The sequence below is a fragment of the Priestia sp. ABM2_011 genome, assembly GCF_056158845.1.
In genome coordinates this window covers 4480968-4495278 of sequence record NZ_JBSWUB010000001.1, presented here as the reverse complement: position 1 = coordinate 4495278, position 14311 = coordinate 4480968, and the positions used below count along the sequence as shown (strand labels likewise).

Here is a 14311-nt window from a genome sequence, read left to right as displayed (position 1 = left end):
TGGGGTAACTAGATTGAATATGGAGGACGAGGACAATGGTAAAAAATTCGCAAATCTTCATTGAAGCTGACTCCGAGAATTCTGTATTTATTGGACTGGAATTTTGTGAGTATACACAAAAAATGAATCCTACTTGTTTGTCCAAACAGCATATAAATGTGTTTATTCATCCGGAAGAACTCACTGTGGAATTTAAGAAAACAAAAAGTGATAGAACTATTGATGATTTCCATCTGATGCATATCGTTCCGGTTCATTGCTTTAATTATTTATTATGTTCGATTTCGCAAGGTATTGTTACAGATGTTCAGCTAAAAGCGGTCGGTCATCAAGGAGAAACGTTGTTTGAAGAAAATCTTACATTGAAGTTTCATGAAAAAGCGACGGATTATGAAGAAACGCTCTCATTTTTCAAACATTTAAATCAAGAAATACAAAAACAGACGAAAAAATATACAGCCAGTTATATGAGCTCATGATAAAGAAAGCTGCGGTTTTAAAAACCGCAGCTTTTATTCGTTTAACCGAAAAAATTATGTGAGAGATGCTTACAAAGCAAGAGATTTTTCAGTGGGAAATTGATAAAGTAAAAATAAGAGAAATCAGTGGACAGAAAAGCTTTTAGCGGCTGGCCGCTTTTTATTCAATATGCAAGGGTTAGGTATTGAGATTAAAAAAATAGCGATGAATACGTATTGTTATTGTAGATGAAGTGCTAAGGTCGCTCTATCTGCAATTATGTAGAATCTTCGCGCGCTTATAGTCTGTTTTACGGAACGAAAAAGCTGCGGAATTAGAAGAACTCCTTCTATTTCTGCGGTTTTTTTTATAAACAAGAAATAAATTCACTTATCGTACGGAGGCGATGCAGATGATTAAAGATTTAGTATTGGCTAAGGAATGGCTGCCTGCAGCTTATTCACATGATTTAACAGATCAGCCCTTGCAAGTAACGATTTTAGAAGAGCGAGTTGCGCTGTTTCGCACAACTAATGCCATTAAAGCATTTAAAGATTTGTGCATCCATCGCGGTGCAGCGTTATCTCTTGGGAAAGTAGTAGATGATTGCATTGTGTGCCCTTATCACGGTTGGAAATACGATGGTGCCGGGGCTTGTGTGAAAATTCCTCAACAGCCGCCGGGAAGAGCTATTCCTTCAAAAGCAAAAGCACAGGTATATGATTGCGTTGAAAAGTATGGGATTATATGGGTGAAGATGAACAGCGAGGCAAGTGATATTCCTCTTCCTCAGTATGACGAATACCTTAACTCCGGATTTAAAACGGTTTGCGCCAATCCTCATACTCTGCAGGCAGCAGCTCCTCGTGTCGTAGAAAACTTTCTAGATGTAAGCCATTTGGCTTTTGTTCACGAAGGAAGCCTTGGACACTCGGATTACGCCGAAATTCCTGATTATAAGGTACATTGGAAAGATAACCGATACATTTCTGACGAAATCGCTGTGTACGCAGATGCAGATGGTACGGGTAACTTTGCGACTATTTATTATACTTTTGAAATTCTTCGTCCTGCCGTTGCAAGGTTGAAAAAAGTGAACTATGAAACGGGTGAGATCTTTTCGATGCTGTTTGCGGTTTTACCTGAAGAGGAAAGAAAGTCGACTGTGTTTGCATTGGTTTCTAGAAACTATTCGTTTGATGCACCTGATCAATATTTCCGTGATTTTCAGCAGCTTATTATTGAACAAGATACGAGCATTGTAGAAAGTCAAAAACCCGAAGAGCTGCCGCTTGACTTACAAGCAGAGCTTCATTTGAATCCGGACCGACTGAGTATTGCCTATAGAAGATGGCTCGGTGATTTAGGAGTGACCTTTGGAAGTGACGTAGGAACAAGATTAAAAAAAGCTGCTCAATAAAAAAGAAGAAAGGAGTCTCCTTTCTTCTTTTTTATGTATGTTCACGGATAAGCTGCTGATAGCTATTAAAAAGGGTAGGATATGTTAAGCGGCTTAAGATGACGCAGGAAAGCGTAGCAGACGCTAGGATAGTAAAAACGATGAGCAGCTGGAATTTGACTGCTTGTATCGGATCCGCCCCTCCAATAATTTGGCCTGTCATCATGCCGGGAAGCTGAACGAGTCCAATTGTTTTTTGACTTTCTACAGTAGGAATCATGCTAGCTTTGATTGCAGCATTTAAAATACTATGAATAGCTTGTTTAGGAGTGCCGCCAAGTGCCAGAATCAATTGAATTTCATCTCGCCTTCTATTTACTTCAGCGTCTAACCGATTTAAAAATAAATTGGCCAAAATCATCGAATTTCCAATAATCATACCGCTGACAGGAATGACGTATCGCGGAGTAGCAGGGATAATATGTAGGCCCAGCATAACGCTTTGGGTCAGGATTTCTACAATAAAAAGAGTGACAAATACACGAAAGAAAGCTTTAAATCCCTGCTTTTTTTTCTTTACAACATTTTGGGAAGCGACCGTCAGCATAACGAATAAAATGAGAATCATAAAAGCAGGGTGATTCGCGTCAAAAATAAACGATAAAACATATCCGATCACTAACAGCTGAACGGCTGCTCGAATACTGGCAATGATAATATCTTTTTCGAGTCCTATACGAAAAGATTTTGATAAAAAAAGAGCAATAAAAACGAAAACAATTGTAAAAATCAGTGAAAGTAAACTCATAGAAAGACTCCTTCAATAAATTGTTTTGTTTCAGCTTTTACAGGAGCATGAAAAAAAGTCTCCGTCTTCGCTTTTTCTATAATCACTCCGTTCATTAAAAGCCAGACTTCCTCTCCTAAACGTTTGGCTTGATCTAAGTTATGGGTAACCCAAATAATCGTTTTATTCTGTTCTTTATGTAAATGAGAAATAAGCTGTTCAATTTCATGAGCAGAAGTGGCATCCAAAGCGGAAGTGATTTCGTCTAAAAGTAAAAGGTCAGATCCGTTCGACAGCGTGCGCGCTAATGATAACCTTTGTCTTTGACCACCGGATAAATCTCTTGCATCCTGCTCTAACAAGTCAGGGGAAAGGCCGGTTAAGGCACAAAGTTCTTCAGGCATAATATCCTGTTTTCCATGCAGTTTTTGAACAAGCATCATATTATCTCGCACTGTTCCATCAATAACAGGAGCTGATTGAAAAGCGATGCCCACTTTTTTTCGTAAATCAGAAATATTCCATTTACTAATGTCTTTTCCATATACTTGAATACTTCCTTCATCAGGTGCAGAAAGTAAATTGCACATGGAAAGAAGGGTGCTTTTTCCGGATCCTGATGGTCCTACCATCATGACGAGCGAGCCTTGCATCACTGTACCCGATATGCCTTTTAAAACACTATGTTCTTTATCTTTAAATGTTTTATGAACGTCTGTAAATGTAATGGCAGGTATTGAATTGAACGTGTTCATAGTAACTCCTTTTTCATTCGTTTTGTTTATTGTAGCATAAGCGAAAGTATAAAAAGTTATTGGGCGATATAAAAAAAGCTGTGGAAAACCACAGCTTTTAAACAGTTGTATTCACTTTTTGGCTGGCTTTTAAGGCATAATCTAAATCTTCAAGAAGGTCGTCGATTGCTTCTGTTCCAACCGACAGACGAATGAGTTCTGGCGTCACACCCGAAGCTTTTTGTTCGTCTTCAGATAGCTGTTGATGAGTGGTGCTTGCCGGGTGAATAATGAGTGATTTAGAGTCGCCAATATTGGCTAAATGAGAAAATAACTGAACCGAATCAATTAACTTAGCCGCAGCGTTTTTTCCTCCCCTGACACCAAAGGTTAAAATGGCTCCTTGTCCTTTAGGCAAATATTTTTGTGCCAAAGAATAGGAAGGGTGGGAAGGAAGCCCCGCATAATTTACCCATTCTACTAATTCATGCTGCTCTAAAAATTTCGCTACCTTTAATGCGTTTTCGCTGTGACGCTCTAATCGCAGATGGAGTGTTTCTACTCCTTGAAGAAGTAAAAAGGAATTAAAAGGTGATAAAGCAGCTCCAATATCTCGTAAAAGCTGAACGCGCGCTTTTGTAATATAAGCAGCTTCACCGGCAGCTTCTGTGTATACGAGGCCATGATAACTTGGATCTGGAGTTGTTAAGTCTGGAAATTTTCCGCTCGCTTCCCAATTGAATTTTCCACTGTCTACGATAACACCGCCAATTGCTGTTCCATGCCCTCCAAGAAACTTAGTAGCAGAATGAACGACAATATCTGCTCCAAAATCGATGGGGCGAAGAAGGTAAGGGCTTGGAACAGTATTATCAATAATAAGAGGAATTCCATGTTCGTGGGCAATGTCTGCAACTGCCTCGATGTCTAGCACATTTCCCTGTGGATTTCCAACGGATTCAGCATAAATTGCCTTTGTTTTGGAAGTGATTGCACTTCTAAAATTTTCTGGATTATCGGCGTTTACAAATTTGACGGTAATGCCCAGTTTAGGAAGCGTAGACGAAAAGAGGTTATACGTTCCCCCATATAAACTGCTTGCTGATACAATTTCATCTCCTGCGGAAGCGATATTCAAAATGGAAAAGGTAGTAGCTGACTGACCTGAAGCTACTCCTAGAGCACCAACTCCGCCTTCTAACTCAGCAATTCGCTGTTCAAAAACGTCCGTAGTAGGGTTTACAATTCGAGTGTAGATATAGCCTTGTTCACTTAAATTAAATAAAGACGCAGCATGCTCCGTATCTTTAAATCCAAATGAGCTTGTTTGATAAATAGGTACGGCACGCGAAAAAGTAGCTGGGTCAAGCTGTTGACCAGAATGGATCGCTTGTGTTTCAGGACGAAATGGTTTCTTAGCAGACATTGAAACTCCTCCTTGGATATAAAACTTATAAAAAACATAGGAATAATAAACTTTAATCATAATATACGAATTCTATTGAATGATGTCAAATGATAATTAGAATATTTAGAAAATATAAAAAAGATTAATAATGTAATTTAGCATTAAGACATCTCTTTAATTGTTAAAAATACCATAAAAAATATTAAATGTAAGAAAAATGTAAATTAATTTGTATAATTATGTTAGAATATTAGGTGTTTGAGAGTTTCTTAGAGAGCCAATTTTGCTAGAAGACTTTAAAAATAGTAAAAGGTGGGTCTTAAGAGCTACTAACGAAACAAAATAAAAGGAGTTTGATTATGAGCACAGAAGTCAATGTATCTTCGGAAGTTCAAGAGAAAGGAAAGCCTTCTATTTTTGGTTTTATTACGAGTCCGGTTGTACAGTTTGAGAAAATGAAAAGCACTCCGGTCATCTGGGGACCTCTTTTACTTGTTATTGTTTTAACACTTGCAACAACGCTTCTAGCTGTTTATACCCCTCAAGCGCAAGAGACATTACAGCAGCAAAAAGAAGCTGGGATTGAAGTGAATCCTATATTCAGTATGATTGGCGGAACGGTTGGAGGAGTGATTGCAATAGTTGCTACACTGGCATTCACAAGTTTGATTCTGTTTTTAATTGCAAAGTTAGGAACTGGAAAAACAACGTACCGCCAAATGTTTAGTTTGAATTTGTTTGTTACGTTCATCACAACAATCGGTCAGCTAATTAATACGGGAGTCGCTGCACTAGCACATACTTCAGCGAATGTGACTTCGTTAAATGGAATGGTTGGGGCTAAAGGTGCTATGGGAGGAGTATTTAATTCCATTGAAATCTTTTCTATTTGGGGACTTATTCTGACAGCAGTAGGACTACAAAAAGTGGCGAATGTATCAAAAGCTGCTTCTATTATTACAGTGATTATTTTATTCATCTTAGGAGCGGCTATTTCAGGAGTTGGAGGAGCTGCTTCAGAAGCGCTTAAAGGAGCAGGGTTGTAAATGAAAAAAGGAATAATTATTACAGCTGTAGCAGTTGTTATTGTTGCGGTTATTGGGATTAACGTATATCGTGCACAAAGTGTAAGTGGGAAAGCAATCAATGTTCACGTAGCGAATATAAAGGAAAAAAAGTTAAGAAATACAGTTATGGTTCCGGGTACGCTAAAGCTTGCTGATGAGCAATATGTCTATTTTGATGCTGAAAAAGGCGAGGTTGAACGATTTCACGTAACAGAAGGTTCTCGTGTACAGCAGGGAACCTCTCTTGTAACGTACGAAAGCGATGCGCTTGATTTAGAGCAAGAACAAAACAAGCTAGAAAAAAAATCGAGTCAGCTGCAAATTGACTCAGTAAGCAAACAGCTTTCTAATTTAAATAAAAAACAAAAAGAATTAGAAAAAGAAATGAGTAAGCAAGAAGCGAGAGATCAAATCGACACGGAGCGTACGCAGCTCAATCTCGATTTAGAAACGGCTAAAATTGATTTAGAACGAAACAAACTAGAAGCCAAATCAATTGCTAAAAAAGAACGTAATTTAGATGTAGCGAGTGATATTAATGGGACGGTGCTAGAAGTAGATAAAGAAGCGGTTAATAACACAAGTGACGTTCAAAAACCGCTTATACATATTGGTAATACCGATGAATACTTAGCTACTGGTGTGCTGTCTGAGTACGATGCATTAAAAATTAAAACCGGTCAAGCTGTCAAAATTACATCAGATGTTTTGCCTGATAAAGAATGGGCAGGTAGCGTAAAACAAATTGACTATCTACCTCAGCAGCAGGCGTCAGCAGAAGCCGGCAATGATGCGGCTAATCAATATCCAGTTGAAGTAAAAGTAGATGACCAAGATATCACGATGATTAAGCCGGGATTTAAGCTGCTGCTCGAGATTGAAACAAGCAGTAAAAAAGCTTCATCACTGCCGATAAAAGCAGTTGTAAATGAAGACGGAGAAAAATATGTATACGTAGTGAAAAATAAAAAGGCGGTTCGTAAGGAAGTAAAGCTTGGAGAAACAACAAATAAATTTATTGAAATCAAAAGCGGCGTTTCTTCTAAAGACAAAGTCATTACAAATCCTTCAAAGGACTTAACTGAAGGTGCGGAAGTGACTGTTCAATGATTGAACTTGTAAATATTCATAAAAGTTATCATCTGGGCAAAGAGGAAGTGCCAATTTTAAAAGATATTAATTTGAAGATTTACGACGGTGAGTTTGTTGCGATTATGGGTCCTTCAGGCTCCGGTAAATCAACACTAATGAACATTATCGGATGTTTAGACCGCGCTTCTTCAGGCTCCTATTTATTAAATGAACAAGAAATCTCCACTTATAGTGATGAGGAGCTGGCAAAAGTAAGAAATATTCATATTGGTTTTGTTTTTCAGCAATTTCAGCTGTTGCCGCGTTTAACAGCGGTAGAAAACGTAGAGCTTCCAATGGTATACGCCGGCGTATCTCGTAAGGAAAGACGCGCCAGAGCAGAAGCTGCGCTTGAAAAAGTAGGGCTGAGTGAGCGGATGAAACATTTACCGAGCGAGCTATCAGGAGGGCAAAAGCAGCGCGTTGCTATTGCTCGTTCTATTGTTAACAATCCGACGCTTATTTTAGCAGATGAACCAACAGGAGCTCTAGATACAAAAACAAGTGCTGATATTATGGAGCAATTTTCTAAACTTAATGCAGACGGCACAACAGTGGTAGTCATTACCCATGAACCTGAAGTGGCAGAATACACATCGCGTACAGTTATCGTTCGTGACGGTAAAGTGCTAAGTCATAGCGATAAGGAGAACGATAGCTTATGAGTTTGATAGAAAATATTCGCATGGCTCTCTCTTCGGTTCTTGCTCATAAAATGCGCTCTGTTTTGACGATGCTTGGTATTATCATTGGCGTAGCGGCTGTTATTATCGTTGTAGCCATTGGTCAAGGCGGAGAACAGATGATTAAGTCGGAAATAACAGGAGCAAGCAATACAGTTGATGTATACTATCAGCCTCCTGAAGACGAGATGCAAGCTGATGACCTTTCAATGATGGGGGAGCCGATCTTTACAGAGGATGACATTAAAGCTCTTTCGACTATTCCCGGCGTGAAGAATGTGGTGGCTTCTAGCTCAATGGGAATGGGAATAAGATATAGAGACAAGGAATCAGATACGACTGTTAATGCAATTAATGAAGGGTATATTGAAGTTAATCAGCTGGAAGTTTCAAAAGGAAGAATGTTAGACAGCTCTGATTTTTTATCAGGTAATCGAGTAGGTGTTATCACAAGCGATATGAAAAAAGAGCTGTTTGATAAAAAAGAAGCCCTTGGACAAGTAGTATGGGTTCAAGGACAGCCTATCAAAATTGTTGGTGTGACAAAAAAGCCAACGGGGTTTTTGGCATTTGAAATGCCAACTATTTATATTCCAGACAATACGTATAAATCAAGCTTCGGTAAGCTTGACTACACAAACCTTAGCGTTCAAGCAAAAAGCTCTGATCAGCTAAAAAAAGTAGGCAATGACGCAACGGATTTGTTAAATAACTTGCATGATGCGGAAGATGCTTACCAAGTGCAGAACTTAGAAGAAATAGCAGATAGTATTGGAAATGTAACGCGCATTATGACCACAATTATTGGTTCAATTGCAGGCATTTCACTGCTTGTTGGAGGAATTGGCGTTATGAACATTATGCTGGTTTCTGTAACGGAACGCACAAGGGAAATTGGGATTCGTAAAGCACTAGGCGCATCCAAAAGACAAATTTTAACTCAGTTTTTGATTGAATCCATTACGCTCACGCTTATTGGTGGTTTGCTTGGCATTGGCCTCGGCGCAGGCGGGGCAGCTCTTGTTTCATTATTTGCTGGATGGCCATCATTAATTTCGTGGCAAGTAGTGCTCGGAGGAGTATTGTTCTCCATGACGATTGGTATTGTATTCGGTATGCTTCCTGCAAATAAAGCGGCGAAGCTAGATCCAATTGAAGCATTAAGGTATGAATAGAGACATTCATTTGCATGTTTTTATTTCAAACTGACGAAAAGCTTTCCAATCATTTTTGAAAAAGCGGACCATTATATGATCCGCTTTTTCTTATTTGTCACTTACTAATATTGATGCGGGCTACGTTGATAATATCGTGTATTTTTTCCACTAGATTAAGCATGAGAAATCCATTTCCTTCGGAGCTTTTTCGATATCCAAGAGGAAGCGTCCTTCTTACAAGTTGAGCATAGATTTCAGCTTCAATTAAAGAGCGTCCAAATTCTTTCTCACATAAATTAATTAATAGTGCTACAGCTCCTGCAACGTGGGGAGTTGCCATAGAAGTTCCTGAAAGCGTAGCGTACTTACCTTCTAAATAAGTAGAGATAATGTCAACACCAGGTGCGACCAAGTCTACTTCTTCATTAACATTGGTAAAAGGAGCTAAGTCTAGGTTGTTGTCTACGGCTCCTACTTGAATCACTTCGTTGTAACTTCCTGGGTACGAATATTCAAGTGTTTCTTCGCGGTCATCGCCTTCGTTTCCAGCTGCAACAACGACAGAAACATCTTTATTAACAGCATCTTGAACAGCTTTGTGCAGTTCTGGAACGTCTTGTGGTCCACCCAGTGACATGGAAATAACTCGCGCTCGCTCATTGTTAGGACCGCGCCATTCGACGGCGTAGTTAATAGCGTCAATAATCCATTCGTAATTTCCAGATCCTTCACCGGTAAGTACTTTTAAGCTTAAAATTTTTGCTTTGGGCGCCACCCCTACTACCCCTTCATTATTGAGCGCAGCAGCAATGGTACCAGATACGTGAGTACCATGCCCATTATTGTCTTCAAATATAGAAGAATCTCCATTATGATCGGAAGTGAAATTTCTTCCTCCGATAATACAATCTTTTAAGTCAGGATGATTTGTGTCAACACCAGTGTCGATAACTGCAATTACAATGCCTTCCCCTTGATTGCTTTGTTCCCAAATAGACGGCGCTTGAATTAAGCTTACTCCTTTAGGCGTTTCGTTTGTTGAGTCGATAATCGACTCAATTGTATAAGGAATTAATTTGACTTGTAACGGTTGTTGAGTCATAGTCATCCTCCTTAAAATGAATTCCATAAAAATGGAAGTTGCTTAATTATAAATTCCCAACTATTGCTATAAATTAAACGCTTTTTATGCGATTCCTTTCTTTTTGAATAAAAAGACTCATAAAAGATGTGAGAAGAGGAAAAAAGACCCTAAAGACAAGCCCTACAAAGATTTTTAATGTTATCTGTGTATTCGCTTTTAATGTTTATCTCACACTATAGAAGAAAGAAACTCCAAGAAAAATAACATAGAACTGGTGACTTTTGATATAATTACGAACGGTATGACATTCTCAAAATACATGATATTTATAAATATACATCAATTTGCAAATTACGAAGGGGCTGAGTATAGTGTCAACTTTAACGTCTCAATCCGTCATTAAATGCGGAAAGTATGAACTGAATTATGCGGACCGTACGCTTATTATGGGGATTTTAAACGTAAACCCGGATTCATTTTCAGATGGCGGAAAATACTACGATGTAGATAAAGCAGTTGCTCATGCTGAGGAAATGGTGAAGCACGGAGCAGACATCATTGATATCGGAGGAGAATCAACTCGTCCTGGTTATACAAGAATTAGCGATGAAGAAGAGATTAAACGGATTGTACCCGTTATTTCTGAAGTGGCTAAGCGCGTAGAGGTGCCGATTTCCGTAGATACATACAAGTCGGAAGTGGCCAAGCATGCGCTAGAAGCAGGAGCACATATTATTAACGATATATGGGGCGCAAAGGCTGATCCCAAAATGGCTCAAGTTGCAGCTGACTATAATGTTCCTATTATTTTAATGCATAATCGCCATGAGCCCAATTATACAAATCTGATTACAGATATGATAAGTGATTTAAAAGAAAGCATCTCCATTGCAAAGACTGCAGGAGTTCGAGATGATCAAATTATTTTAGATCCAGGCGTTGGTTTTGGAAAAACGGCTGCCCATAATGTAGAAGCAATTCAGCATTTAGATCAGCTGACGAATATGGGTTATCCGGTGCTGCTTGCTACTTCTCGTAAAGGATTTATTGGACAAATAGTCGATGCTCCTCCTACGGAAAGAATGGAAGGAACCGCAGCTACTGTATATGCTGGGATTGCACAAGGCGTACAAATAGTTCGGGTTCATGACGTATTAGAAATTAAGCGCTTTGTAAAGATGGCAGATGTACTGGTAGGAAAACATGTCTTTCAGTTTTAATAATCATTAAAGCAGATGCGTAAGCGCTGCTTTTTTATTTTTCCTTGATTTATCCGGATAGAATACATGCCTTTAGATAAATTTAAGTAGCATCAAGGTTTTAAAAATGGAGGTAAAAATGAGAGCGGTAACGTATCAAGGACCTAATCAGGTAAAAGTAGCAGAAGTAGAAGATGCGAAGTTAGAGAAAAAAGATGACATTGTCATTAAAATAACGTCAACCGCTATTTGTGGTTCTGATTTGCACTTATATCAAGGAAACATGCCATTGCCTCACGGTTATATTATTGGTCATGAACCAATGGGAATTGTGGAAGAAGTAGGACCGGATGTTACAAAAGTAAAAAAAGGAGATCGCGTTATTATTCCATTTAACGTAGCGTGCGGACAGTGTGCGTACTGTAAGGATGATTTAACGAGCCAATGTGATAATTCTAATCCACATTATGATTCTGGCGGCTATTTTGGATATACTGAAAAGTTTGGAAATCATCCAGGAGGTCAAGCTGAATATTTAAAAGTGCCGTTTGGGAATTTCACACCGTTTATGATTCCAGAATCGTGCGAATTAGAAGATGAATCGCTTCTTTTTTTATCAGATGTGCTTCCAACTGCTTATTGGAGTGTAGAGCATGCGGATGTTAAAAAAGGAGATACCGTTATCGTACTCGGCTGCGGACCAGTGGGATTAATGGCTCAAAAGTTTGCTTGGATGAAGGGTGCCAAACGGGTTATTGCAATAGATCATGTTCCATACCGAATGCAGCATGCAAAGAAAATGAATGCCGTAGAAACCTTTGATTTTACAGAATACCCAGATATGGGGGAGCATTTAAAAGAAATCACAAAAGGCGGAGCTGATGTGGTGATTGACTGTGTAGGTATGGATGGCAAAAAGTCGCCTCTTGAATACATTGAACAAAAATTGAAACTTCAAGGTGGAACGCTCGGGCCTATTCAAATTGCGACAAAAGCCGTTCGTAAATGTGGAACCGTCCAAATCACCGGGGTATACGGAAGCAACTATAACAGTTTTCCGTTAGGAGCATTTTTTGCTCGAAATGTAACTCTCAAAATGGGGCAAGCTCCTGTCATTCCAGTTATGCCGAAATTATATGATCAAATTGTAAAAGAAGAATTCGATCCAAAAGAAATCATTACTCATAAAGTCGCTTTAGAAGACGCAGCTAATGCTTACAAAATCTTTAATGGTCATCAAGATAACTGCATTAAAGTCATTTTAAAACCTTAAAGTGTCATGTCTATTAAGGAAAGATTCCTGAGCAGTGAAGCTCGGGAATTTTTTATGTATGTAAAGTGGCGGAGGAAAATAATGCACGATTGGATGGTTGATTTTACATAATTTAGCTTTATGATAGAAAGAGAAGATATAACGCTTTCATATTCTGATTAAATCGTGCTGCTTAAAATGAAATAAATAATATCTTGGTATTCAATCTTATTCAATCACCGAAATATGGAGGAGAGAATGAATGAAATTAGCATTGCTTCTTGTCATTATTATCGGCGTTGCTGCCCTTGCAGGTACGATCAGTGCTGCAAAGAAAGTAGATGAAGATTACGGGAAATCTAAAAAGAAAAGTATAGTGAATTTATCTATTATTTACGGAGTCGTATTCATAGGATCAATTGTAGGAGTAGCATGGTATATTGCAGTGAGACCATAAATAAAACGAACACTTCCGTGTTCGTTTTATTTTGATTTTAACGTTAACTCTCCGCTTGAAACAGCTGCATCAATAGGATATTTTCCATTTCCATGCTTTCCTTTTAATACATCTTCTGTTACGGTTGCATTGCTTAACTTAAAGTCATTGTTTATATCACCGCTGCTTACTTTTCCATTCACTTTAAAACCAGCGCTTTTGGGAAGAACCAACATGGCATCTCCAGATCCTACATCTACAGAAACGGCTTCTTCTAGCTTTTTAAAATCCATATAGAGATCACCAGATCCAATGCGCGCCTGAAGTTTTCCTTTATAGTTTGTTCCTTTAATTTCCCCAGAGCCTACAGCAAATTTAGCCGTTTGGCTTTCAACATTACTCAGCTGTAAATCTCCAGAATTGACATCCGTACGAAGAGAGGTGCTGCTCAAGTTTGAAATACTTGCATTTCCAGAGCCTACTTTAATCGAAACATCTTTCAGCTGAAGCGCTTGCTCAGGCTGTGTAGCAACTTGAAGGTCTCCAGAACCTACCGTAAGCGCAAGATTGTGGTGGTAATCTCTAGGAATGTAGATTGTCACTTTTGTGTTTGAAAAAATAGAAAGCCATTGAAAAGGACTTTTTTGATAAGTGACGACTAGGGTGTCTCCATTTTGCTTTACATCTACTTTTCCTTTACCTTCTACTTTTGTTTTAATATCTTGACGATCTTGCGGCACGACAGTTGTACTGATGCTTGGAGAGTCAATTTGAATATGCTGAATATCACTTGATAACGCCGCTTCAGACTTGGACGTCTTGAATGAACTTAACGACCAAGAGGAAGGCGCAAATGCAGTAGAAAAGAGAACTGCAGTACCACCTATCACTAAAATAAAAGCCAACATTTTTTTCACGTTATAACCCGCTTTCTACCTAAATTAAGTTTGTTTTCTTCTACCATAAAGTGTAAAATGAAAAGCGGTTAAATTCAACGAACAGCAGGATTATTTTTTTCTACGTCTCAAGTCGTAAAAATGAAACATTTTTTTCGAGGAATTAAATGAAAAGCGAAGTAGATATTTAAACATACTCATTAAAGAATCAATTTCTTTGTTTCAAAAATAGGAAAATAATTGAGTTAAAAGGACGATTAAATCCACTTTTTTTGTGTAATTTTCCGATGGGTAGTTCAAAAGAAGTGATAAATAAATAGAATTTTCATACCAATTTTATTATTCCGAAAAACTTTTAAAGTGTTGATTATTAAAAAAATAAAGGGTAGAATTTGTTCATATCAATTGAATACAGCTAAGATTACGATCTTGTATATTATCAGTAATATGGTCTGATAGTCTCTACCTAGTAACCGTAAAAAACTAGACTACAAGAAAGTTTGGATATAAGCAGCAAAAAGAAGGGCGTATTATCATAGATACAGCCTTCTTTCAAAGCTCTTACTTTTCATACTTTCTGTTATTGTCAGAATTTATGAAAAGTAAGAGCTTTTTTTGT

Annotated in this window: 14 protein-coding genes and 1 riboswitch; of the genes, 9 read left to right on the top strand and 5 right to left on the bottom strand. The window is 38.3% G+C overall.

Translation table 11 applies throughout. From position 1 onward, the window contains the following. Positions 1-35: 35 nt before the first annotated feature. Both ACXAE4_RS23710 and ACXAE4_RS23705 read left to right on the top strand, forming a co-directional pair. Complete coding sequence (locus ACXAE4_RS23710) at positions 36-479, top strand: hypothetical protein (RefSeq protein WP_014461480.1); 444 nt, start codon at positions 36-38, stop codon at positions 477-479. Positions 480-871: 392 nt separating this feature from the next. Further along, a complete protein-coding gene (locus ACXAE4_RS23705) occupies positions 872-1879 on the top strand; it encodes an aromatic ring-hydroxylating dioxygenase subunit alpha (RefSeq protein ID WP_028412092.1) in 1008 nt (335 codons plus the stop codon). Between the two features lie 31 nt (positions 1880-1910). Here the strand turns inward: ACXAE4_RS23705 and ACXAE4_RS23700 are convergent, their stop codons facing one another. The 3 genes from ACXAE4_RS23700 to ACXAE4_RS23690 all read right to left on the bottom strand — a co-directional run bounded on the left by ACXAE4_RS23700 (position 1911) and on the right by ACXAE4_RS23690 (position 4805). After that, complete coding sequence (locus ACXAE4_RS23700) at positions 1911-2666, bottom strand: ABC transporter permease (protein ID WP_154973533.1); 756 nt, start codon at positions 2664-2666, stop codon at positions 1911-1913. Continuing rightward, the gene (locus tag ACXAE4_RS23695; protein WP_154973531.1) at positions 2663-3400 is read right to left on the bottom strand and encodes an ABC transporter ATP-binding protein; all 738 of its coding nucleotides are present in this window, start codon (positions 3398-3400) and stop codon (positions 2663-2665) included. Before ACXAE4_RS23695 ends, ACXAE4_RS23700 begins: the two co-directional genes overlap by 4 nt. Positions 3401-3497: 97 nt before the next feature. Further along, the gene (locus ACXAE4_RS23690; protein WP_028412095.1) at positions 3498-4805 is read right to left on the bottom strand and encodes a homocysteine synthase; all 1308 of its coding nucleotides are present in this window, start codon (positions 4803-4805) and stop codon (positions 3498-3500) included. A gap of 341 nt (positions 4806-5146) precedes the next feature. Between ACXAE4_RS23690 and yknW the strand changes: the two genes are divergently transcribed. The 4 genes from yknW to ACXAE4_RS23670 are packed head-to-tail and all read left to right on the top strand — an operon-like array spanning position 5147 to position 8843. Next, positions 5147-5833, top strand: a complete 687-nt coding sequence (yknW, locus tag ACXAE4_RS23685; RefSeq protein ID WP_154989562.1) for a YknW family membrane protein — start codon at positions 5147-5149, stop codon at positions 5831-5833. Beyond that, positions 5834-6964, top strand: coding sequence for an efflux RND transporter periplasmic adaptor subunit (locus ACXAE4_RS23680; protein WP_289578720.1), 1131 nt, complete (start codon positions 5834-5836; stop codon positions 6962-6964). It abuts the gene before it with no gap. Then, positions 6961-7650, top strand: a complete 690-nt coding sequence (locus ACXAE4_RS23675) for an ABC transporter ATP-binding protein (RefSeq protein WP_014461472.1) — start codon at positions 6961-6963, stop codon at positions 7648-7650. The genes ACXAE4_RS23680 and ACXAE4_RS23675 overlap by 4 nt, the downstream gene beginning before the upstream one ends. After that, positions 7647-8843, top strand: coding sequence for an ABC transporter permease (locus ACXAE4_RS23670; protein ID WP_014461471.1), 1197 nt, complete (start codon positions 7647-7649; stop codon positions 8841-8843). Before ACXAE4_RS23675 ends, ACXAE4_RS23670 begins: the two co-directional genes overlap by 4 nt. Positions 8844-8940: 97 nt before the next feature. Here ACXAE4_RS23670 and ACXAE4_RS23665 read toward each other — a convergent pair whose 3' ends face one another. After that, the gene (locus ACXAE4_RS23665; RefSeq protein WP_289578721.1) at positions 8941-9927 is read right to left on the bottom strand and encodes a S8 family peptidase; all 987 of its coding nucleotides are present in this window, start codon (positions 9925-9927) and stop codon (positions 8941-8943) included. A 353-nt stretch (positions 9928-10280) separates the two neighbouring features. Between ACXAE4_RS23665 and folP the strand changes: the two genes are divergently transcribed. The 3 genes from folP to ACXAE4_RS23650 all read left to right on the top strand — a co-directional run bounded on the left by folP (position 10281) and on the right by ACXAE4_RS23650 (position 12817). Beyond that, complete coding sequence (folP, locus tag ACXAE4_RS23660; RefSeq protein ID WP_080564783.1) at positions 10281-11129, top strand: dihydropteroate synthase; 849 nt, start codon at positions 10281-10283, stop codon at positions 11127-11129. Positions 11130-11247: 118 nt separating this feature from the next. Next, positions 11248-12381: a zinc-dependent alcohol dehydrogenase gene (locus tag ACXAE4_RS23655; protein ID WP_289578722.1), complete on the top strand. Its 1134-nt coding sequence runs from the start codon at positions 11248-11250 to the stop codon at positions 12379-12381. Between the two features lie 241 nt (positions 12382-12622). Then, on the top strand, positions 12623-12817 hold the full coding sequence (locus tag ACXAE4_RS23650; protein WP_013055532.1) for a hypothetical protein: 195 nt from the start codon (positions 12623-12625) through the stop codon (positions 12815-12817). A gap of 26 nt (positions 12818-12843) precedes the next feature. Here ACXAE4_RS23650 and liaG read toward each other — a convergent pair whose 3' ends face one another. Then, positions 12844-13704 (bottom strand): LiaG family protein, encoded by an 861-nt coding sequence (gene liaG, locus ACXAE4_RS23645; RefSeq protein WP_226556154.1) that lies wholly within the window; start codon positions 13702-13704, stop codon positions 12844-12846. A gap of 397 nt (positions 13705-14101) precedes the next feature. Next, positions 14102-14203, top strand: a riboswitch (purine riboswitch). The last annotated feature ends 108 nt before the right edge of the window (positions 14204-14311 follow it).

Coding starts and splice junctions, on each gene's coding strand:
- ACXAE4_RS23665 (WP_289578721.1), bottom strand. CDS start 9,927: ATGACTCAACAACCGTTACAAGTCAAATTAATTCCTTATACAATTGAG.
- ACXAE4_RS23655 (WP_289578722.1), top strand. CDS start 11,248: ATGAGAGCGGTAACGTATCAAGGACCTAATCAGGTAAAAGTAGCAGAA.
- ACXAE4_RS23690 (WP_028412095.1), bottom strand. CDS start 4,805: ATGTCTGCTAAGAAACCATTTCGTCCTGAAACACAAGCGATCCATTCT.
- liaG (WP_226556154.1), bottom strand. CDS start 13,704: ATGTTGGCTTTTATTTTAGTGATAGGTGGTACTGCAGTTCTCTTTTCT.
- ACXAE4_RS23705 (WP_028412092.1), top strand. CDS start 872: ATGATTAAAGATTTAGTATTGGCTAAGGAATGGCTGCCTGCAGCTTAT.
- ACXAE4_RS23650 (WP_013055532.1), top strand. CDS start 12,623: ATGAAATTAGCATTGCTTCTTGTCATTATTATCGGCGTTGCTGCCCTT.
- yknW (WP_154989562.1), top strand. CDS start 5,147: ATGAGCACAGAAGTCAATGTATCTTCGGAAGTTCAAGAGAAAGGAAAG.
- ACXAE4_RS23670 (WP_014461471.1), top strand. CDS start 7,647: ATGAGTTTGATAGAAAATATTCGCATGGCTCTCTCTTCGGTTCTTGCT.
- ACXAE4_RS23680 (WP_289578720.1), top strand. CDS start 5,834: ATGAAAAAAGGAATAATTATTACAGCTGTAGCAGTTGTTATTGTTGCG.
- ACXAE4_RS23675 (WP_014461472.1), top strand. CDS start 6,961: ATGATTGAACTTGTAAATATTCATAAAAGTTATCATCTGGGCAAAGAG.
- ACXAE4_RS23700 (WP_154973533.1), bottom strand. CDS start 2,666: ATGAGTTTACTTTCACTGATTTTTACAATTGTTTTCGTTTTTATTGCT.
- ACXAE4_RS23695 (WP_154973531.1), bottom strand. CDS start 3,400: ATGAACACGTTCAATTCAATACCTGCCATTACATTTACAGACGTTCAT.
- ACXAE4_RS23710 (WP_014461480.1), top strand. CDS start 36: ATGGTAAAAAATTCGCAAATCTTCATTGAAGCTGACTCCGAGAATTCT.